Origin of the sequence: Lactococcus sp. S64 (assembly GCF_016516525.1) — a bacterium.
Classification (GTDB): domain Bacteria; phylum Bacillota; class Bacilli; order Lactobacillales; family Streptococcaceae; genus Lactococcus; species Lactococcus lactis.
Genome location: NZ_JACVUQ010000008.1, coordinates 85,724 through 106,734, shown reverse-complemented (window position 1 = coordinate 106,734; position 21,011 = coordinate 85,724). Strand labels below are relative to the sequence as shown.

Below are 21,011 nucleotides of genomic sequence, written 5' to 3'. Positions count from 1 at the left end.
TAATGCTATTCATCAGTTTACAGATGCCAAAAATCAATTGTCTAGTTGGGGCAATAGTGTTGAGGAAGAAATTCGTAAAACGAAAGAAAAGCTAAGTAAACTTCGCCAATTTAATTCTCAAACTAATCATCTATTTCATGATAGTGTCTCAAATTTGAAGGTTGCCATGCAAGGGGTGATGGTGCTCAATGGGAGTAAAATTAATTCAGATGGGTCTTACAGTTTACCAGAAGGAATGGATAAGTCTTGGTTTAATAAATCTAAAAATGTAGAACCAAGTAAAAATGAACTTGTAGAAGCAGCAAAACGGGCGGGAATGCCGTATAAAGATTTCATGGATATCTATCATTCTTTGCAAAATAAAATGGGTAAAAATACATTTGGAGCTAAGAATTTTCTTGCTATTATGGCTATGATGAAACCGGGTAGTCTTACAAGAGGAAAATTTATAGGTTTTGGCTTGCACGGAGAAAAGACTTTCAACTATTTGATGCAAGATTGGCGTTCTATAAAAAAACAATTAAGAAGTCTGGATAATCCAGCAGCTAAGAAATTATTGTCTTCAATGGATGGAAGCTTTAATCAATTTCTAAAAAGCATAGAAAAGTTAAAAGACTTTAAAGGGATGGCTAAATATACGAAGCCATTGGGTGAATATGCAGGATGGGCTTCAGATTTTGTCAAGAAAGGTGCAATAACTGCAGGAACTAAGTTAGCAAAACTGAAGCCATTAGGAAAAGTGGCTGGCAAAGCTGGTTGGGTTGGCATGGGACTTGTTGTAGGTTATGATATTGTCACAGATTTTAATAAAGAAAAGGGAGATGTATTCCAAAAATCCGGTAAGTCTGTTGTTCATGCAGGAGTTAATCAGTTGAAGAGTGCTGGACCTATTGAAGGTGCACTTGCAGGAGCAACGGTTGGAGGTCCTATTGGAGCAGGGGTTGGATTTGCATTAGGAGCGGTTAACTCTATTTGGGGGGCTATACCAGGAGGATCAAAGGATTGGGTTTACGGAAAAATTGAAAAAGGTGGAGACTGGTTAGTTGATAAAGCTGATGACGTAGGTAAAACTGTCGGTAAAGCAGCAAAAGGTGCATGGAATAAGGTCACCTCCTTCCTTGGAGGAGGTAAACACGCTTATGGATAAGACATTGTTCAATGCATCATTTGATGAGTCTAAAACACTCAGTCCTAATCTATTTTCTAAAAATAGACCCTTTTATTATGATTTAGGGATATCTGATTCTGAAAAACTATCTCGAAGATTGTTCTTAGTTATTCCTTGGTTCTTCTTAGGAGGAATATCATATGGTTTAGGAATTGGATTTCCAGAGACAGTTGGCATGACTAAAGGTGATTTAAAATGGATTGTGTATGGCGGACAATATTTTATGTTTCTTCGTCCGCTGATATTAGTTATCCTACTGATAATTGGAATAACAATTTTTTTAAATTTTTTTCCTAAAAAAAATTATATGGTACAGCGGATGTTTGGTATCTTAAATCTTTTATTTTTGATTATTTTACTAGATTTCTCGCTGATGCCAATGCTTTTAGGAGCTACTTTGGGTGCAACAGGTTGGCTTGGCTTTACACTCATTTGCGTGTATGGCTTGTCATTTTTCTTCAGTTGTATGGCGTCAAGAATTAATAGTATAAAGCAAGAGTTATATAAAAAAAGTATCGATGAACAGTCTTCCTATATCTCTAAGATATGGGCATTTCTGAAAAAGATTTGGCTTGTCCCATTCGCTTTATTGTTGATTAATATCTTTACAGTTAGACTGGGAATGTGGGGGAGTTTTACATTATGGAGTTTCGTTTGGATGCTTGCAGGACCGATTTATTTTGGAATTCTTACACTATTTAGTGTAGGGCCAATGAAAATGTTTGTTAGCAGTTTCTATTTTGCAAAGTATGCGGAACAATATCGTGTCTTATGGCGAGTCACAGATGAGCAATGGTATGGGAAACGTAAAGCGAAAAGAATTGCTAAAAAGAAATTAAAGTAAAAGAAAAGGAAATTAAAATGTCAGAAAAAATATTACCACTCGGTTCAATCGTTTATTTGAAGGAAGGTACTGCAAAACTAATGGTTGTTGGACGCGGTGCATCATTTGATAATGGTGATGGTCAAAGTTTTAGTGATTATGTTGGAGTGGTTTATCCCAATGGAATTGATCCACAAGATGCGTTATTTTTCAATAATGAAGATATTGACCAAATCATTTTTGAAGGATTTTCTGATGAAGAAGAAGAACGATATGTCAGAGTCTATGAAGAATGGAAAGAAGACTTGGATAAAGAAAATAAGTCTCAAACTGATGAAACTTTTGGTTTCTAGTTTGATAAGTAATTAGTAGGGACACTTCTACTAATTATTAGTGATGACTTGAACAGTCGTTAGTAGTAATTAGTTGAAATAAAAAGGAAAATTTATGAATAAAAAACTAGAAAAAAAGTTTAAGAAAACACGTTGGATTATCATCAGTTTACTATCGATAGTGACGATACTCCTTATTGCTACGGTGGTCTATTTAAGTAGGAGTAGTAAAACCCAGAAGACAGTCTCAAAACCAACCATTGCCCTTGTCAATGAAGATAGTTCGTCAACTTTTAATAAAAAAGACTATCATTTTGGGAAGGATTTTGTTAGCTTAGTCTCAGGTGATACGAAATATAACTGGCAAGTCGTCTCACGTTCTGTAGCTGACCGTGCTTATGCCGATAAATCGGTGGATGCTGTCATTTATATTCCCCAAGCTTTTTCTCATGATATTTTGACTTTACAAGATATTAATCCGATTAAGTCGCAAGTCAACTATAAATTACAAGCGAGTCAGTCCGCTTTATCTCAAAATATTCTTAATGATAAAATTACGAGTGTCTTAAAAGATTTTAATCAAAACATTGTTAAAATGTACTACGCTTCTGTGGCAGGGAATATTTCAGAAGCACAGAATAATATGAATGATGTAATTACGAATCAAGATAACGTCTTATCGACTTTATCTCATCAGGTCTATGGTCCTTTTCAATCCACTAACCAAAATTATTCTTCTGTGATTTCTTCTGCCAATGGATTGAAATCAGAAAATAGCGCGTGGATTTCATCTCAAAACAGTTTTACGAAATCAACTCAATCAATGCTTGATTCAACTAGTAAAACCTTCACAGGCCAATTAACAGGGCTACAACAATATTTTAATACTCAAAAACAAATCACTGATGTCAATCTTAAAAATGGAAATCAAGGAATCACTAATCAGTCAGAAGATGATCAAAAAGTGTATTTTAAACAATTTGATGATTCACATACTAATACACTTAATAACTTGTTTAATTTCTATAAAAAAGATGAGACTACTGAATCAGGAGTCCTAACTAATCTGCAAAATCAAGTGAAAGATTATAATACGGTAATTACTGGTGTTCATGATGATATCAATAACCAAATTGAAAGTCTAACAACTAACCGAGATCACTTAATTGACTTAGAAAATAAACTTTACACACAATTTTTTGCTAAAACTAGTCCAGGATTGAATAATTCAAATTTTGATGATGAACAGATAGCAGATGATTATCAAAAAGATGATAATGCTAGAGAAGCACTTGCTCAAAAATTAGGAAGCTCATTTGTTCAGACAGATAGCTTTGGTTCAACTGATTATATGAATAAATTGAACTATTCATTATCTAAAATCGCATGGACAAGTCAAGATTATTCAGCTTTGTTTACTGCTATGCAAGCAAATGGAATCACTACAGCTAAGTATGAAAATGAACTAGATTTGATTAATCGTTATGGAAGTGTAATCCCTAATTTAAGTCCTGGACAAGCGAAATTTGGAGATGCTCCTGCAGTTGATAGGGATGAACAAAGCTTTACACAAAAATTAACAATAAAAGTACCAAAAGGAGAGAGCTATCGTCTTAAAACAAACTCACCAGCAAATGTTCAAGTGAATTATGATGATCAGTCTTCTAATGCAACAAATGATGGTCAGATCAAAGGTGATGGCACTAGTGGACTTTTACTTTATAATAAAGACCATGAAAAAACTAATTCTGATGGAAGCGTAACAAACGAGCCAAATGATTCTGATTCAACCTTTACCATTTATTATAATGTCTTATTAAATAAAATTTCTAATACCACAGTTGAGTTCTCGTGGGGTGTAAATGGTAATGAGAACAATACTTCGGCAACTTATACTCTTTTCCCAGCAAATGAAATTTCAGAATATCTAGGAGGAAATAAATTTGGAGAGATTGCTGACTTATTAGGCCAAATTGATGATACTGCTAATCTCATAACTTGGATTTATGGAAAGCCAAGTTATGACTTGTCTGACATGTTAAGAAACCTTCCAAATCCTGCTAGTCTTGCTGACTTTAAGATTTTATCCAAAGAGTCTATTTATTATTTATATGGAAATATTGATATTGCTAAACGTAAAGATAAATTAAGCGATGAAGATGTTCAAAACTATAAAGAGAGTGGACATAATAATATTGATGATTTAATTAAATCCATTCAAGACTTGAATGCAAGTATTGATGTATTAACTAAAAACAGAGATATTTTGGCTAAAAACTTACCAAATGATGTTTTCAATCAAAAAATCAAAGATTTGGAAGATTGGTATTCTACAACGATGACTTCAATTAATCAACAGTATGATTCATGGAAGAAAAACGGAAATCAAAGTTTAGCTTTAAAATCTTGGAAAGAATATAACTCTGATGATACGGCTCTTTATCAAGATACAGCAGCAAGTGATGATTTGTATAAAACTATTTCAGATTTATCAACTTCAACAGCTAAAAGTGCTGACGAAACTTCTAAAAGCGCTCAATTGATTAAAGATAATGGCAATGAGTTTACCCAAATGGTTACAACAACTCAAGAAACAAAAACCTCTGCTGAAAAGTTGTTAAAAAATACTGATAATCTTTTAAATATAGGAAATACTTCACTTAAAGACAGTAAAGATTATAATAAGAATTTCGGTAAGGTATTAGCTAATACTCACAGTCAGGAAGCTGATAAAAATCAATTATTTGATTTCTTTGCACAACCTTTGAGTATCAAAAATCTTACCAGTGCTTTCACTTCAGTCAAGAAAGGATTTGATTGGAGATGGCCACTTCTGTTAATTATTGGAGTGATGATTGGAATACTTGGAACAATGATTTCAAGAATGATATCAAATCGAAAACAGACAAATATCAATAATTGACATAATCAGTTAAAAAAAGATGCTATCTAAAATAATGGATAGCATTTTTTATTTTTGGTTGAAGCCTAAAAATCAATTATTTTTTCATAATTCGTTGAATAATAGTTTCAACAGGCTCAATTTTTTCAAGATAAGCAGAAGAGCTACCAGCCATAAATGCACCATTGATTAAATCACCTTTTTCTACTGCGGCTTTCAATGATTTATTTAAAGGATATTCTGATGAGATATTTAATAGTCTGGTCAGATGGCCATTCTTATCTGAGATTAAACTTGTTCCATTTTCTTCACTTTTGCAGATTAATTCTTGGTAAATTGGTGAAATTTGACATTCTTTTGCCAATAAAAAGGCGGTGCCAACTTGTACTCCATTTGCACCTAAAATATTAGCCAAAGAAGCAGTATGGTGATCATAAATTCCACCAGCAGCGATGAGCGGTAAGGGACAGATTGGAGCAATTTCTTTGAGAAGTGAGGCCAAGTTTTGGCTCCCCACGTGACCTCCTGCTTCATTTCCTTCTACAATGATTCCGAAGATAGGAAGTTTTAACATTTTTAGGGCAATTTCTTTATTGGGAACCACAGGGAAAAGTTTGATATTATTAGCAATTATAGTATCAATAATTTCTTTAGGACTTCCTGCACCAGTTGTCACTACTGATATTTTTTCTTCACAAATCACTTCTAAAAGTTGCTTGATATTTTTATCGAGTAACATTAAATTAACGCCAAAAGGCTGTGAAGTGAGAGTTTTTGTTTTTCTTATCATTCTTCTCAGTTCATTTGCTGTCCGTCCGCCGCTACCAATAATTCCCAAAGCTCCATTGTTTGAAACAGCAGCTACTAATTCAGCATTAGAAGCCCAAGCCATTCCACCTTGAAAAAGAGGATATTTTATTCCTAATTCGTGATACCAAGTCATTTAATTCTCTTTCTATTCCTTATTAAAGTTTATGAAATGTAGGTTCTTGCCAATAGCCAATCTCAGAGCCGTTAACGGAAAAAATTTTGCCTGTCATTTCACTTTCAATTAAATCATTAATAATAAAATTAGCGACATCAGAGCTTGAACCCATTTTCCATTCATCAGGGATATTCTGACCATAAGTTTCTTTTAAACTTTTTAATACTGGTAGAGTCATATCAGTTACGGCAGCAGGAGAAACAGAATTTACTCGTATCATACTTTTTTGCAATTCTTTAGCTAGTGTTTTCGTAAAAGCAATGATGCCGGCTTTGGACGCCGCGTAGTTTGCTTGCCCAAAGTTACCAAATAAAGCTGATTTTGAAGTTAGTGTAATGATTTGTCCACCTTGATTGATTTTATCAAGCAAAGCGTGAGTACTATTAAATACACCAGTCAAATTGACAGAAATGACTTCATCCCAAATTTCTGGGATCATTTTCTTAAAAGTACTATCAGCAGTAATTCCAGCATTATTAATTAGAATATCAATATCCTTTATTAATTTGGCTGCATTAGCAACGCTAGAGCGATTAGAAACATCTAGTGGAATAGCTTGGATTTCTGTTTTGGGAAATTTTTTGTTCAATTCTTCAGCTCTACTTTTTAAACTAAGTGGGTCACGGCTAGTTAAAATGACTTTGTGATTGGCTTGAGCAGCTTTCTGAGCAATTGCCCAGCCGATTCCCCTTGTTGCACCGGTAATCAAAATTGTTCGTTTGTTCATTGCTTCCATTCTCCTTTTAGGATTAATGTTTGATTTCTGTCAGTAATTTGAAAAGCGTTTTGATTAAATATAAAACAAAAGCGTTCATTCAAATAGGCTGGTGAGCAGAAATTTGCTTTTAAGTATGATAAAGGCACAGAATAGAACTCTTGATACATCTCTTCTAAAATAAATAATAAAAAATTTCCAGGTATAATGGGATTTTTACCGTAGTGTAAAGAATTGGTATCTTTAACTGATTGAAGATAATCAATTAAATCAGCCTTATTGATTTTTTTGTATAATTTCATTCCAGGAATCCTCAGATAATAGACTTAGGTTAATTTGTGCCAATAACTTTGTATTGCTAGTTATTTCAAGACTTAGATTGATTATATATTTTTTTGAATGACGAGTGATGTGTTCACTTAGTAAATAAAGTTTCAGTTTATCAAATGAATAATTAGAAGATGGATATCGAATAATTTCTTCGGATAGTAACCAATTTTCTCCATTTTTAAGACTGTAGGGAATTCCTTCTAATTCTTGCCACAATTGTGGAAGTAAGGAGAGAAAATTTTTTTGGCCCTCTAATTTAAAATGTCTTGGAAGAGTTTTTTGAGCGATTAAAATCATTTTTGATACCAGTGATTACCTATCAGTACACTGATTCCCATACCTCCAGCTACGCACAAAGTTGCGATGCCAAGACATGGTTTTTGCACTTGGTTTAGGCGATTTAAGAGTCGAGAAATTAGAATGCCACCAGTTGCACCGTAAGGATGACCAAATGCAAGAGCACCACCATAAGCATTTAATTTTGTATCATCAAGCTTAAAATAATTTTGGAATAAAATGGCCTGACTGGCAAAGGCTTCATTTAATTCGATAGCCTCAATATCATTAAGTTTAAGGCTAAATTTCTGTAAAAGTTTTTCAGTTGCTTTTATTGGGCCTAATAAGAAATCTGATGGAGATAATGCAACAGTTGTTTGTCCTAAATAATAGCCCTGAAAATCAAAAGGATTATTAGTGGATGACAATATGATTGAAGAAGCACCATCGTTTATTGGGCAAGAGTTTCCAGCAGTGGCTGTTCCGTTAGTGGTAAAAGCAGGGGTTAATTTGCTCAAAGCTTCCATTGAGGATTTAGGACGAACAGTTTGATCGCTACTTATTGTAAATCCTTCATCTTGATAGGGAAAAACTTCATTTTCTAAAAGTTTTCCTTCAATAGCTTGAGTCGCTTTTTTATGACTATTTAGAGCGTAAAGGTCTTGAACACTACGAGAAATATTGTATTTTAGGGCTGTCATATCGGCAATTGTTCCCATGTCGAAATCTTCATAGGGTTCAGGAGCCATTTTAAATCGGTTAATCAGCTGATGACTCTCTGAATCAAGCACAATATTGGCTTGAGATGTGCTTTCTACCCCTCCTGTACAAATAATGGAAGCTTCACCAGAAATAATGTAGTTTGCAGAGCTAATCATAGCTGTCAGTCCAGAACCGCACTGCTGGTCAATTGTAAAAGCTGGGACCTGGCTAGAAAATCCTGCTTTTAAGGCACAACGTCGAGCTAAATTTCCTCCTTGATTAGTAACATTTCCCAAAATAATATAGTCAATATCAGCTTTTTTGAGAAGTGGATTTTTATTAAACTGTTGTTTAATTAGATTTTGATATAAAGTTTCAGGAGAAATTTTTTTATAAAAACCATTGATTTTTCCTATAGGTAAACGGTTTGCTGCTATGATACCGACGGGATTTTTAAAGCTCATGATAGACACCTCTAAAATATTCTTTTTCTAATTCTTTTCTGGATATTTTTTGATTTTTAGTAAAATTAAGAGTGGGAGTTTCTAAATATATTTGAGGAAGTTTGTATTTAGGAAGTCTTTGAGCTAGTATTTTGATTAATTTCTCTTTCTCGATAGGATTTAAGAGTAGTAGAGCAATTTTTTGACTATATCTTTCATCAAAAACTCCAAAAGCGATGCAGTCTTCACATAAATCTTTTGCCATACGCTCAATTTCTTCTGGAAAAATTTTATTTGCACCATGTTCGATAATGTCAGACCGACGTCCAAATAAATAAAGATGATTATTTTTTAAGGTTCCTAAATCATCAGTTGTCCATGATTGTGGATAAGGTTGATTAAGATAGCCAGAAAATAAATAAGGACTTTTAACTGTAAGACGATATTTTGGTCCTAAAGTGAGCTCTACGTGTGGAAAGAGTTTTCCTACAGATGATGTTTTTTTACCCTCATTAACTGCTTGCCATGAAATAAAACTTGTTTCAGAGCTTCCATAAAACTCAATCATTTGAGTTTGCGGAAGTTTTTTTCTTACTTTATTAATCGCCTCTGGGCTCAGTGTTCCTCCACCTAAAAAAATAATCTCTGGAGAAGTTAAAGCAAATAATTCATTGAGGTTATTTAAGAGATAGGTTGGGACGGTAAAGAGAGCATAGTTTTCCGTAATATTTATAAATTGTGAAGGATTTGTAATTGCTAGGAAGGTTTTTCCTAGATATAAAGCACACATGAGTGTATGAAGTCCTAATGAAGTAGTGAGTGGGCTAGTAGCTGCAAGAGCTTGTGAGTTGCTCAAATGAAATAAATCATCACAAACTTCAAAACCCATTTTCCAAGATTCCCAGTTACGATAATAGATTTTGGGCGGTCCAGTTGTCCCAGATGTACTTGCTAAAAACAAAGTATCCTCAGGGATAAGTCCGAATTCAAAAGACTTTTTCTTAAAAGATTTATCCACGACAAGTGGATAATTTCCACTTTCGATAATTGCGAGAAAATCAATAATAAAATTCAAGGGACTATCATTTATTAGAGTAATAACAGTTTTAGAGGAGTGGCTATAATCTGTTAATTTTCTTTGTATTAAATCATTGATTTGTTGGTAGCTATATGAAATTTCGTCTATTTTAAGAGCTGGATAATCAGTAAAAAGTGCGGCCAGTTTTGAAAAATTAAATTTATTTTTTTCCATCTAAAATTTTCCTTTGTGTGAATAAAAAGCAAACAATAAAATTAACAGTTAACCTAAATTTGATTTAAGGGTTACTGTTTGATATGATATCAGTATAATAAAAAATTCTTTTATTGTAAAATATAAAATCAGGAGTAGCAAATATGACTAAGAATCAAAAAGTCAAAACATTAACGTATTCAGCCTTTATGACTGCATTTATTATTATTCTAGGATTTTTACCAGGAATACCAATTGGTTTTATTCCTGTCCCAATTATCTTGCAAAATATGGGAATAATGATGGCTGGGGGACTTCTTGGCCCCAAATATGGTACAATTTCGGTAGGAGCATTTCTTACTTTAGCTTTAATTGGCTTACCTGTTTTAACGGGTGGAAATGGCGGAGCAGCGAGCTTTTTAGGGCCTTCGGGAGGCTACCGAATGGCTTGGCTTTTTACACCATTTTTAATAGGTTTTTTCCTTAAGAAATTGCAAATTACAGCTTCAAAGAATTGGATTGGAGAATTAATCATTGTTTTAGTGTTTGGAGTTATTTTTGTTGATCTAGTCGGAGCAATCTGGCTATCTATTCAATCTAATATTCCATTAATTACTTCGTTGATTTCTAATTTAGTTTTTATTCCTGGTGATTGTATCAAAGCCATTTTGACTGTTCTTATCGTGCGACGTCTTAGAAAAGAAGGAGGCTTTGAAATGTATTTTAGAAAGTGATAATTATGCGAACAACAAAACAATTTGTCTTGTTAAAACTTCTTCAACAAAAAGGAAACTGGGTTTCGGGTGATGAATTAGCTGAGGAGCTAAAGCTTAGTCGAGAAAGTATCTGGAAAGCAATTAATACTTTAAAGCGCAAGGGCAATCAAATCGAAAGTCGTAAAAATTTGGGATATAAGTATGTTGGAAATGATTCATTAGATGAAGATACGATAAATTTTTATAGTGGAATGAAATTTGAAGATAAAATTTTTGTTTTTGATGAGGTGACTTCTACGCAAGAGTTAGCGAAGCAATATTTGTCTTCACATGAGGTCAAACAACCTTTTATTTTTGTTGCAAATAATCAAACGGAGGGACACGGTCGGCGTGGCCGAAATTTCTATTCTCCAAGTGATACTGGATTATATTTTAGTCTCATTTTACCCAACCCCAGTCATGATATTTTGAAAATAGGATTATTGACGACTAGTACGGCTGTGGCCGTTGTCAAGGTCCTTGAACAATTTTATAAAGATAAAAACTTTCAACTCAAATGGGTTAATGATATTTATTTGGGGACCTATAAAGTTGGCGGAATTATCACTGAAGCTGCTTTAGATTTAGAATCAAGCTCTGCTGGAAATTTCATTATGGGAATTGGCTTAAATCTGTCAACAAAAGATTTTCCAGCAGATTTATCCGAAAAGGCTCAGGGAATAAATCCTGAGTTTAAGATAGACAGAAATCAGCTTTTAGCAGAAATGGCTAAAGAAGTGATAAATAATTTTGCAAATTATAGACAGCCAGATTTAATTGATGAATATCGCAAGAGGTCATTGTTGTTTGGTAAAAATGTGACTTTAAAATTGGGAACAAAAGCTGTTAATGGACAAGTAGAAGGAATTTCTGATGACGGAAGCTTGATTTTAAAAGCAAAATCAGGAGAAATACAAACTTTTAAAAGTGGCGAAGTTGTGAAAGTTGATTGGTAATGAAAGGTGAATTTTATTGCGAGAAAAAATCTGGGGGAAAGTGATAGATGAGGAAGGCAGGTGTACTCATTATCATCAAGAAAATGATATTGTCACCCTAAAATGTTCAGACTGTGAAAAGTATTTTTCTTGTTATCATTGTCACGATGAATTAGAGAATCATTTATTTAGGGCTACTGATAAAGAAGACTTTCCAGTACTTTGTGGCCATTGTGGAACAAAATTAAATTTTAATGATTATTCGCGAGGAGAGTGTATCAAGTGCAGCTCCGCTTTTAATCCAAATTGTCATCGACATTGGCAAGTTTATTTTAATGAATAGGCATATGTTTTTAATATTATGAAGGAAGAAATGAAATGTTATTTACTGAATTAGCAAGAGAAAAATCATCAATATTTTGGGAAAGAAGTTTTGAGCATCCTTTTATTCAAGGATTAGTGAGTGGAGAATTAGCTCCTGAGGTTTTTCGCTATTATTTGTTGCAAGACCGTTATTATCTCGAACATTTTAGTAAGTTATATTTTCTTATTGCCAAGAAATCTGCTAGTGAAGAGATTCAAGCACATTTAAGATTAAATGCCGAAGAACTAAAAAATGGAGAGATTTTTGTTCGCGAGGGATTTTTTAAAGAATTAGAGATTGGTGAACAAGAAATTTTAGAAACGCCGGTTGCTCCCACTGCTTATCATTATGTTTCTCATATGTATCGTCAGCTTATTGATGGCTCTGTTAATAGTGCAATTGCGGGAATGTTGCCTTGTGCTTGGCTATATCATGAAATTGGTTTACGATTAATTGAGGTGGGGTCGCCCAATCCTTTGTATCAAAAATGGATTGAAACCTATGCGAGTGAAGAAGCTACCGTCCAAATCGCAAAAGAGTGTGATATTATTAATCGGCTTTATCAAGAAAGTGATGAACAAGAGCAAGAACAGATGCTTGAGGCTTTTTTGATTAGTAGTAAAATGGAGGCTGATTTTTGGGAAATGGCTTTGGTCTTAGAAAAATGGTAGTTGAAATTTTTCTGTAAAAGTTAAAAAGTCTTATATGACTTCTAATATAAAAAAAGATTAAATCTATTTCAGTTAATTCTTGCAAACGGATACACAAAATGATAAAATATATTTATCCTTATAGGAAAGCGTTTACCTAAAAGTCATGGTTACGTAAATAAGCTATAGCGAGTAGCTTAATTTCTTTCAAATCCCTCCTAGTCAGGGGGATTTTTTTGATGAAATTTTAGATGGAATCTATGGATAATAAATGTATTTTCTACTTGAAAAAGTCCCTTTGAAATTAATTTACTTTTATATGAGAAAAAGCTTGTCACTGTCATCTTTAGATGTTATAATTTATTGTGGTGCAAAATTTTATATGCTAGTTAGGAGAAGTAGTGGAACATTCAGCTACTCAGCGCGAATCCCAAAAAGTATGGACGGCCATTAAAAATTGGTTTCTAGTGGACAAAGTTTTTCTGATTTCGTTTATTATTGCAATTATTGCCATTAGTTTGGGTGGAGTGACAACGCGTTTCTTTAATTATCACGTCATCGTTACGGTTTCAGGTTTGATGCTTGTAATCGGTGGTTTTAAAGAAACAGGTTTGTTACAGTATTTGGGACAATCCTTAGTCAAAAGAAGTACAACAACGCGTCAGCTCGTTCGATTTACGACGCTACTTACCTTCTTTTTAGCCGTTTTTTTTACAAATGATTTAACAATTTTGACGGTTTTACCGCTCTATTTAGCGATTACTAAAGAAATTAAAAACCGAAAGTCAGTTTATATTGGAGCAGCATTGATTGTTCCAGCCTGTCACATTGGTTCTGCCTTACTTCCGCAAGGTAATCCGCATAATCTTTATTTGTATTCTTTTTATAAAGTAGCAGCACATCATGGTGGTGCCGCTTTAACTAATTTGGACTTTTTTAAAGGAACAGGCGCTTTATGGATTTTGGGTTTATTGATTTTGATGATTGCTTGTCAATTCATTGATAATGAGCCTTTGGTGATTGAAACTAAAGTGACGCAATTTAATAAAGTTGAAACTTCTATTTTTGTTGTTTTGATGTTATTGATGGCAGCTTCTGTTTTTGGCTATGTGAATTTTTATCTTGCTGGAGCAATTGTTGCTTTAGTTGTGTTAATTTATCGTCCGAGACTTTTTAAAGGAATTGATTATCATCTTTTATTTACATTTATCTTTTTCTTTTTGATTGTAGGAAATATTGCTAATATCAGTGTGTTGACTGATTTTATCAGTAATACTTTAGTTGGACCGCAGGCTTCTTTTTTAGGAACTGTGATTATGAGTCAATTTATCTCTAATATCGCGGCCCCAATTTTGATTTCTCCGTTCACTCCTCATGCTGTTTCTTTGGTGCTTGGAGCTGATATTGGGGGAATTGGTACAATTGTTTCGTCAATGGCAACGCTGATTGCTTACAAAGTTATTAGAATGAATGCGCGTGGTGAAACGCGAGGATTTGTAAAATATTTTACAATTGTAAATGCAGGATTTGTTGTGATTCTAACTTTGATTGGTTTAGTCATTGTGACAATTGTTGGTTAAGATGTAAAAGTTGGAGCATCCAGCTTTTTTATTATGGAAAATTTTTACTGACAGAGCTGTCAGTAATTTTTTATTTATCTCTGATAAAAAAATGTTAAATAAAAATGTGTAGAAATTTCTGTCAGTAATTAATAAATGGTGTATAATAGTTAAAAATGTAAAGGAGAAGGAAATGGAGTTTAGATTAGCGAAAAAGTCTGATGCTAAAAGACTTTTAGAAATTTATAAACCTTATGTTGAAAAAACTGCCATTACTTTTGAGTATGAAGTCCCAACGATTGCAGAATTTGAAAAGCGAATTGAAAAAATAGGAAGTCGCTATCCTTATATTGTGGCGATTGAAAATGACAAAATCATTGGTTATGCTTATGCTGGCGCTTATCGAGAACGGGCGGCTTATGATTGGGTGGTTGAATTATCAATTTATTTAGATGAAAATGAACGGCAACATGGCGCTGGTAGTGCCCTTTATCAAAAGTTACTGACAGCTTTATCGGTACTTAATTATCAGCGTGCTTATGCTTGTATTACCTATCCAAATCCAGCAAGTGTTGCATTTCATAAAAAATTTGGTTTTGAACAAATTGGACTTTTTCCAAAAGCGGGTTATAAGTTTGAACAATGGTATGGTATTGTTTGGTTAGAACGCTCTCTCCAAACTACTGATAAAGTTACTGCGATAAAATTACTGACAGATTTGTCAGAGAATGAACTAGAAAAAATCTTGGCTAATTAGTCAAGATTTTTTATTATTTTATTGAAAAAGTAAAACATTTTGTGTTTGGTAAGAAAAATATTAAAATAAAATTAAATAAAATTAAATAAATTAAAAGTAGAAAGGAAGAAAAAATGAACAAATTTATCTGGTCCATTTTTATCCCCGTCCTGATTTTTGCAGGACTATTGACAGTTATTGGTTTTAGCCTTGAGAGTCAGCATTTTTACTGGCTTCAATCCGTTGAGCTCATTTATCTTTTTGGAAGTTTAATCTTTACTTTTGCTGCTTTTTGGATTTGGCATCTGGGGATAAAATCTCGGAAAATGAAAAGCTTAAAAGTTTTGTGGCTCATTCTGAGTTTAGTTTTTCTAATTGACTTAATCAACACAGGAGTTTATTTAGCTCAGGGGCAAGGATGGCTGTGGGGTATGAGTAGTTTTAGTTCTGCTGGACCTGCTTTTTTTGCAAGCATGCTCCTTTTGAGCCTAAGTTTTTTAGGATTTAGAGGTCAAATGAAGAAAGAAAATTAAAATGACAAAATTAAGACATTTTTTGTCTTACCTAAGAGGGAAAAGGAGGTTAAAAGTGAAAATAAAATGATATAATTAGAAAAAAAGGAAGAGTAAGGAAAATTATGACATTAAAGATTGACAAAGTTCGAAAAAGCTTTGGTGATAAAATCGCTGTTGATAATCTCAATATGGTTGTTAAACCAGGTGAAGTTATGGGCTTAATTGGTCAAAATGGTGCTGGGAAAACAACGACTTTTCGGATGATTCTTAATTTTATATCAGCTGACCAAGGGAAAATTACTTGGCAAGATGGACCGATTACGCAAGAAATCAAGCAAAAAATTGGTTTCTTACCCGAAGAACGTGGTCTTTATCAAAAGATGACAGTTGAAGACCAAATTCTTTATTTTGCGGAACTCCATGGAATGAAACGAGCAGATGCCCGGATAAAGTTACAAGACTGGATGAAACGTTTAGAGGTCGTTGGTAAACCAACCGACAAAGTTCAAACCCTTTCTAAAGGGAATGCCCAAAAAATTCAATTCATTGCCACTTTGATTCATGAGCCTGAATTTTTGATTTTGGATGAGCCATTTACAGGGCTTGACCCAGTGAATACAGAACTCTTGCGAAATGAGATTAAACGGAGTCGTGATAAGGGAGCGGCGGTTATTTTCTCTAACCATAATATGAGTGATGTTGAGCTTTTATCTGACCATTTGTTAATGCTAAAAGGCGGTCAAACAATTTTAAATGGAACGGTTGAAGCCATTCGAGCTTCTTATGGCCGTACCCGTATTTATTTGGAGTCTGATCTGCCCAATGAAGAGCTCTCTGTAATTACAGGAGTTGAATCAATTGAAAAAAGAGGAAGTGGTCGTTCAATAAAAATATCTGAGGCAGAAGTTGGACGTGAAATTTTCCAAAAAGTGGCTAAAGATGGCTATGTTCAAGCATTTGTTCAGTCTCCACCGTCACTAGATGAAATTTTCCGAATGGAAGCAGCTGAGAACAATCAAGAAAATTTAAGTGCAAGAAGTGAGGAAATAAAATGAAAAATCAAACTTGGCTTGTTGCAAAAAATATTTACCGAAGTCGTGTCAAAGGAGTGGGCTTTTGGGCACTTGTCCTTTCACCATTTTTGCTAGGAGCGATTTATTTAATTATCGGTTTAGTCATCAGTAGCGGGGCTAATCAAAGTCCAAAAATGGCTGTAGTCGATAATCCTGCTCTAACTCAGATTCTTTCTAAAAATGACACTTTAAAAGCAGATATTCGTAACGAGTCTTCTTTAGATGACGCTAAGAAAGACCTTTCTTCCGGAAAAATTGATGGATTTTTAACCGAAGATAATGGAGCTTATACCATTGTCACTGATAATAAATCAAGTGTCAAATTTGACCAATCAAGTTTTCAAACTGCGCTGACTCAAGTTAATATTTCAAAAACAGCACAACGTCTCAATCTGTCAGCCGCTGATGTTCAAGACCTTCTTAGTCCAGCTAAGTTTACAATGAAAACACAAACAAGTTCTGGACAAAAGTCAACAGGTGATGGACAGACTGGCGCGAATATCGCAATTGGCTCCATTGCCTCGATTTTAATTTTCACATTGATGATGATGTATGTGGGAATCATCGGACAGGAAATTGGTAATGAAAAATCTAGTCGAATTATGGAGACGTTACTCGCGGCCACTAGCTCAAACGTACAGTATTATGGGAAAATTATTGGTGTAATTCTACTATTAGCGACTCAGCTTGGAATTTATGTGCTTGGTTTTGGAATTGCTTATCCTTTTATCAAAAATTTAGATCAGATTAAAGCAATTGGTGCCATGCTTTCTGGGATTACTTTCGGTTTCGGAATTTATTTGGTAGCCATGTCCTTAATTGGGATTTTAGGTTATTTAATTCTCGCGTCAATTGTGGCATCTCTGGTTAATGAACAAGCTCAGGTGCAACAAGCTACTCAGCCAATTGCTTTTTTAGCGATGATTGGTTATATTGGGGGAATTGCTGGCTCGACTGTTCCGGGGAATATTGTTTTGAAAGTTCTTAGTTTTATTCCATTTATCAGTCCAACATTGATGACTAGCCGACTGGCTATTCAATATTCAACAACGACAGAAGCCTGGATTGCTCTTGGATTACAACTTTTAGCAACACTTGCCATAGCAAAAGCGGGTGAGAAAATTTATGCGCGAAATGTTCTTTCTTACAGTGATGAAAAAATTATGAGTCAACTTTTTAAAGGACTGACAGGTCGAAATTCAAAGAAAAAAACAACTGACAGACTGGTCAGTGAAAATGGTGAAAAGAAAAATCCATGGCGGAGAAATTCTCCATTGCGTCTGGCTCTTGTCATCATTATCATTCTAATAATTTTGGCTTATCGATTCATCTTTAAATAAAAAATATTTTATAATTCAACTCTTGGAAACTTTCCAAGAGTTTTTTCGTATATAAAAGTATGGATAAGATTTTAGAAAAAGTAAAAGAATATTGGAAAATGATTGTTTTAGTTGTTTGTGGGCTCATTGCTGGTGGGATTTTTTACGTTTTAACCAACGGTCAAAAGCCAACTACAAATCTGTCAGTAGAAAATTTAAGTTCTGTCAGCAGGCAAAGCTCTGTCAGTAAATTTAGTGAACCTAATGAAAAATCTGTCAGTAAAATTATGGTTGATTTAAAAGGTGCGGTAACAAAGCCTAATGTCTATCAAATTTCGTCAGATGAACGTCTAGTTGATCTAATTAAGGAAGCTGGTGGTTTTACTGACCAAGCTGACCAGAAATCAATTAATCTGTCAGCAAAATTAAAAGATGAAGAAGTAATTTATGTCCCAAAAATTGGTGAAAATTCAAGCACAGAAAATACTGATAGCTCTGCTAATTCGGTCACTAGTCAAGTCTCAACAACCACTGAAAAAATAAATATCAATCAAGCAGATGTGACTGAACTACAAAAATTAACAGGTGTTGGTCAGAAAAAAGCTCAAGACATCATCGATTTTCGGACGAAAAATGGTGATTTCAAATCACTTGAAGACTTGGGAAAAGTTTCTGGTTTTGGAGATAAAACACTAGAAAAATTGAAAGATGAGTTGTGTTTTGAATAAAATTCCTTTGATATTTTTAGCTTATCTTTCTGTTATCTTGTATTTTTTAATCTTCGATTTTAATTTAATTTGTCTCATTTTGTTCATTTTTTCAAGTTTACTTGCCTTATATAGAAAATATTATTTAGTCATCCCACTTTTATTAGTTATGGGAAGTTTTTTCTTAGTAGTAAAAATGGATACGATTAAGAATAATGAAAATCAGCCAACCACTCTTTCCAAAATTACAATGATCCCCGACACTATCCAAGTTAATGGTGATTTATTAAGTTTTCAAGGAAAAGAAAGAGGCCAAAATTATCAAGTTTACGAGACTCTAAAAAGTAAAAAAGAACAAAAATTTTATCAAAATCTAAGTCAAAATTGTCAGCTGAGTTTCACAGGAAACCTTCAAATTCCAGAAAAACAAAGAAATTTTAATGGATTCGATAATCAAAAGTATTTAGCGAGCCAGGATATTTATCGGCAAATTACGATTGATAAAATTAATAAAATAGTTTTAAACGACACTTTTGACCTCCATGTTTTAAGACGAAAAGCAATTGTCTGGTCACAAACTCATTTTCCAAAGCCAATGAATGATTATATGACTGGCTTACTTTTTGGCTTTTTAAGTAAAGATTTTAATCAAATAGGAGACATTTACAGTTCATTAGGAATTATTCATCTTTTTGCCTTATCGGGAATGCAAGTTAATTTTTTCATTGATTGGTTTCGTAGAATTATTCTTCGACTAGGAATAACGAGAGAAAAATTAAATATTTGGCAAATTCCCTTTTCAATTTTTTATGCATTTATGACAGGATTTTCGGTTTCAGTATTACGAGCTTTATTTCAAAAAAATATTCGTCTAAATCCTTTAGATAACCTAGCAGTGACAACCTTTCTTCTGATGATTGTCAGTCCTAAATTTTTACTGACAACAGGAGGACAACTAACTTTATTTTATTCTTTTGTCATTTCAATGATTAATCATAAATTTTCAGAACTAAAAGGAATAAGAAAATTACTGACAGAATCATCAGTGATTTCTTTGAGTGTTTTACCTTTACTCATTTTGGATTTTCATATCTTTCAGCCTTTTTCAATTTTACTGACGATTGGCTTTGGCTTTTTATTTGATGTAATCTTATTGCCTTTACTATTAGGCACTTTTCTCTTGTCTCTAATTGGCTATAATTTTAATATAAATCATATTTTTCAAATTCTAGAATGGCTAATTCATGAGGTTGATTTACCCTTACATTATCCTTTGGTTTTAGGGAATCCCCGGCCAATTGAATTATTAATCTTATTTTTCCTAATCGGTTTGTTAATTGATAATCTCTTTAAGAAAAGAAGACAAATAATTTTTGCTGGCCTAATTGTTTGTAGTTTTTTTATTTGTAAAAATCCAATTTACCCCAGTATCACAGCAGTTGATATTGGTCAAGGAGATAGTATTTTTTTGCAAGATAAATTTAATAAAGAAACAATTTTGATTGATACAGGCGGACGATTAGCCCTTCCGCAAGAAAGTTGGCAAAAACCTCAAAGTCAAACAAATGCCGAAAAAACACTCATTCCATATCTTGAATCTGTTGGAGTAAGTCAAATCGACCAGCTCATTTTGACGCATACGGACGCTGACCATGTTGGAGATTTTTTGAATTTAGCTGATAAAATAAAAATAAAAGAAATTTGGGTTAGCCCCGGTGAACTGACAAATAATCATTTTGTAGAAAAATTGAAGAAAGCAAATATTGCGATTCACATCAGTAAAGTTGGAGATAAAATTCCAATCTTTGATAGTGCTTTACAAGTTTTATCAAATGGTTATACAGGAAAAGGGGATAATAATGATTCTATCGTGACTTATGGAAATTTTTATCATACAAAATTTCTATTTACAGGGGATTTAGAACAAGAAGGAGAAAAAGAACTGCTCAAGAATTATCCTAAATTGAAAGTTGATGTCTTAAAAGTAGGTCATCATGGCAGTAAAACAAGTTCAAACTCTGACTTTATTAAAGAAATTAATCCCAAACTTGCCCTCATTTCGGTTGGAGAGAAAAATCGATATGGACATCCCAATCAAGAAACTTTAGAAACATTAAAAAAACCAAATCAGAATACTGAGAACCGATCAAAAGGGAGCGCTTAAACTAATGCAAATCAATCAACAGTGGCGAATCCAAACAGTTAGATAAATGAAAGGAAAAAGTGAGCAAAAGACATCTATAAAATGTTACAATAAAGAAGACGTTGAAGGCCTGTAGAAACGTAAAAATACTACCATTATTTGATTTCTAATGTACCCCAAAAATAAAATGGAGTAATGACTTCACAGCGCACACTTTGAAAAAAAGTGAAAGAAGGTCAGAATAAAAGAGAAAGGAAATTTCAAAATTAAGGGATTGAAGAAAATCCACTTTTAATAGGTAGAGAGTTGTCAACAAATGACAACAACATAAATTTATTAAGGAGATAT

Annotated in this window: 20 protein-coding genes and 1 pseudogene; 15 read left to right on the top strand and 6 right to left on the bottom strand. The window is 33.5% G+C overall.

What is annotated here, in order from left to right:
* The 4 genes from IAE51_RS09485 to esaA form a co-directional block, all read left to right on the top strand.
* Positions 1-1,147, top strand: a 1,147-nt coding sequence (locus tag IAE51_RS09485; RefSeq protein ID WP_200095248.1) for a hypothetical protein, incomplete at its 5' end; no start/stop codon positions are given.
* Positions 1,140-2,012, top strand: a complete 873-nt coding sequence (locus IAE51_RS09480) for a hypothetical protein (RefSeq protein ID WP_200095245.1) — start codon at positions 1,140-1,142, stop codon at positions 2,010-2,012. The genes IAE51_RS09485 and IAE51_RS09480, both read left to right, overlap by 8 nt.
* A 17-nt stretch (positions 2,013-2,029) precedes the next feature.
* Positions 2,030-2,344 (top strand): DUF4176 domain-containing protein, encoded by a 315-nt coding sequence (locus tag IAE51_RS09475; RefSeq protein WP_200095243.1) that lies wholly within the window; start codon positions 2,030-2,032, stop codon positions 2,342-2,344.
* A 94-nt stretch (positions 2,345-2,438) separates the two neighbouring features.
* Positions 2,439-5,246 (top strand): type VII secretion protein EsaA, encoded by a 2,808-nt coding sequence (esaA, locus tag IAE51_RS09470; RefSeq protein WP_200095241.1) that lies wholly within the window; start codon positions 2,439-2,441, stop codon positions 5,244-5,246.
* Positions 5,247-5,322: 76 nt separating this feature from the next.
* Here the strand turns inward: esaA and IAE51_RS09465 are convergent, their stop codons facing one another.
* From IAE51_RS09465 to IAE51_RS09440, 6 genes are read right to left on the bottom strand one after another with little or no spacing between them, the layout of a single operon-like run.
* Entirely contained in the window at positions 5,323-6,168 is an 846-nt protein-coding gene (locus IAE51_RS09465; protein ID WP_200095239.1) for a nitronate monooxygenase family protein, read from the bottom strand.
* A 22-nt stretch (positions 6,169-6,190) separates the two neighbouring features.
* Positions 6,191-6,937: an SDR family NAD(P)-dependent oxidoreductase gene (locus IAE51_RS09460; RefSeq protein ID WP_233611054.1), complete on the bottom strand. Its 747-nt coding sequence runs from the start codon at positions 6,935-6,937 to the stop codon at positions 6,191-6,193.
* The gene (locus tag IAE51_RS09455) at positions 6,934-7,227 is read right to left on the bottom strand and encodes a hypothetical protein (RefSeq protein WP_015426950.1); all 294 of its coding nucleotides are present in this window, start codon (positions 7,225-7,227) and stop codon (positions 6,934-6,936) included. Before IAE51_RS09455 ends, IAE51_RS09460 begins: the two co-directional genes overlap by 4 nt.
* Entirely contained in the window at positions 7,202-7,552 is a 351-nt protein-coding gene (locus IAE51_RS09450; RefSeq protein WP_195936205.1) for a hypothetical protein, read from the bottom strand. Before IAE51_RS09450 ends, IAE51_RS09455 begins: the two co-directional genes overlap by 26 nt.
* Positions 7,549-8,697 (bottom strand): acetyl-CoA C-acyltransferase, encoded by a 1,149-nt coding sequence (locus tag IAE51_RS09445; RefSeq protein ID WP_200095235.1) that lies wholly within the window; start codon positions 8,695-8,697, stop codon positions 7,549-7,551. The genes IAE51_RS09450 and IAE51_RS09445 overlap by 4 nt, the downstream gene beginning before the upstream one ends.
* On the bottom strand, positions 8,687-9,928 hold the full coding sequence (locus IAE51_RS09440; RefSeq protein ID WP_200095233.1) for an AMP-binding protein: 1,242 nt from the start codon (positions 9,926-9,928) through the stop codon (positions 8,687-8,689). Before IAE51_RS09440 ends, IAE51_RS09445 begins: the two co-directional genes overlap by 11 nt.
* Positions 9,929-10,071: 143 nt before the next feature.
* On the opposite strand from IAE51_RS09440, the gene IAE51_RS09435 reads away from it, so the two are divergent.
* The 11 genes and pseudogenes from IAE51_RS09435 to IAE51_RS09385 all read left to right on the top strand — a co-directional run bounded on the left by IAE51_RS09435 (position 10,072) and on the right by IAE51_RS09385 (position 20,730).
* The gene (locus tag IAE51_RS09435) at positions 10,072-10,641 is read left to right on the top strand and encodes a biotin transporter BioY (RefSeq protein WP_004255224.1); all 570 of its coding nucleotides are present in this window, start codon (positions 10,072-10,074) and stop codon (positions 10,639-10,641) included.
* Positions 10,642-10,646: 5 nt separating this feature from the next.
* Positions 10,647-11,618 carry a biotin--[acetyl-CoA-carboxylase] ligase gene (locus tag IAE51_RS09430; protein ID WP_200095231.1) on the top strand — a complete coding sequence of 324 codons (972 nt, stop codon included), beginning with the start codon at positions 10,647-10,649 and terminating at the stop codon, positions 11,616-11,618.
* A 16-nt stretch (positions 11,619-11,634) separates the two neighbouring features.
* Positions 11,635-11,940, top strand: a complete 306-nt coding sequence (locus IAE51_RS09425) for a CHY zinc finger protein (protein WP_200095228.1) — start codon at positions 11,635-11,637, stop codon at positions 11,938-11,940.
* A 35-nt stretch (positions 11,941-11,975) separates the two neighbouring features.
* Positions 11,976-12,632 (top strand): thiaminase II, encoded by a 657-nt coding sequence (gene tenA / locus IAE51_RS09420; protein WP_004255229.1) that lies wholly within the window; start codon positions 11,976-11,978, stop codon positions 12,630-12,632.
* Positions 12,633-13,012: 380 nt separating this feature from the next.
* The gene (locus tag IAE51_RS09415) at positions 13,013-14,191 is read left to right on the top strand and encodes an SLC13 family permease (RefSeq protein ID WP_012898345.1); all 1,179 of its coding nucleotides are present in this window, start codon (positions 13,013-13,015) and stop codon (positions 14,189-14,191) included.
* A gap of 172 nt (positions 14,192-14,363) precedes the next feature.
* Entirely contained in the window at positions 14,364-14,927 is a 564-nt protein-coding gene (locus IAE51_RS09410; RefSeq protein WP_004255233.1) for a GNAT family N-acetyltransferase, read from the top strand.
* A gap of 113 nt (positions 14,928-15,040) precedes the next feature.
* Complete coding sequence (locus IAE51_RS09405; protein WP_004255236.1) at positions 15,041-15,439, top strand: hypothetical protein; 399 nt, start codon at positions 15,041-15,043, stop codon at positions 15,437-15,439.
* 104 nt (positions 15,440-15,543) lie between these two features.
* The gene (locus IAE51_RS09400) at positions 15,544-16,476 is read left to right on the top strand and encodes an ABC transporter ATP-binding protein (protein ID WP_004255238.1); all 933 of its coding nucleotides are present in this window, start codon (positions 15,544-15,546) and stop codon (positions 16,474-16,476) included.
* A complete protein-coding gene (locus IAE51_RS09395; protein ID WP_021214597.1) occupies positions 16,473-17,834 on the top strand; it encodes an ABC transporter permease in 1,362 nt (453 codons plus the stop codon). Before IAE51_RS09400 ends, IAE51_RS09395 begins: the two co-directional genes overlap by 4 nt.
* A gap of 59 nt (positions 17,835-17,893) precedes the next feature.
* A complete protein-coding gene (locus IAE51_RS09390; RefSeq protein WP_058223210.1) occupies positions 17,894-18,541 on the top strand; it encodes a ComEA family DNA-binding protein in 648 nt (215 codons plus the stop codon).
* A pseudogene (locus IAE51_RS09385) lies at positions 18,522-20,730 on the top strand (DNA internalization-related competence protein ComEC/Rec2). The gene IAE51_RS09390 and the pseudogene IAE51_RS09385 overlap by 20 nt, the downstream one beginning before the upstream one ends.
* Positions 20,731-21,011 lie beyond the last annotated feature (281 nt).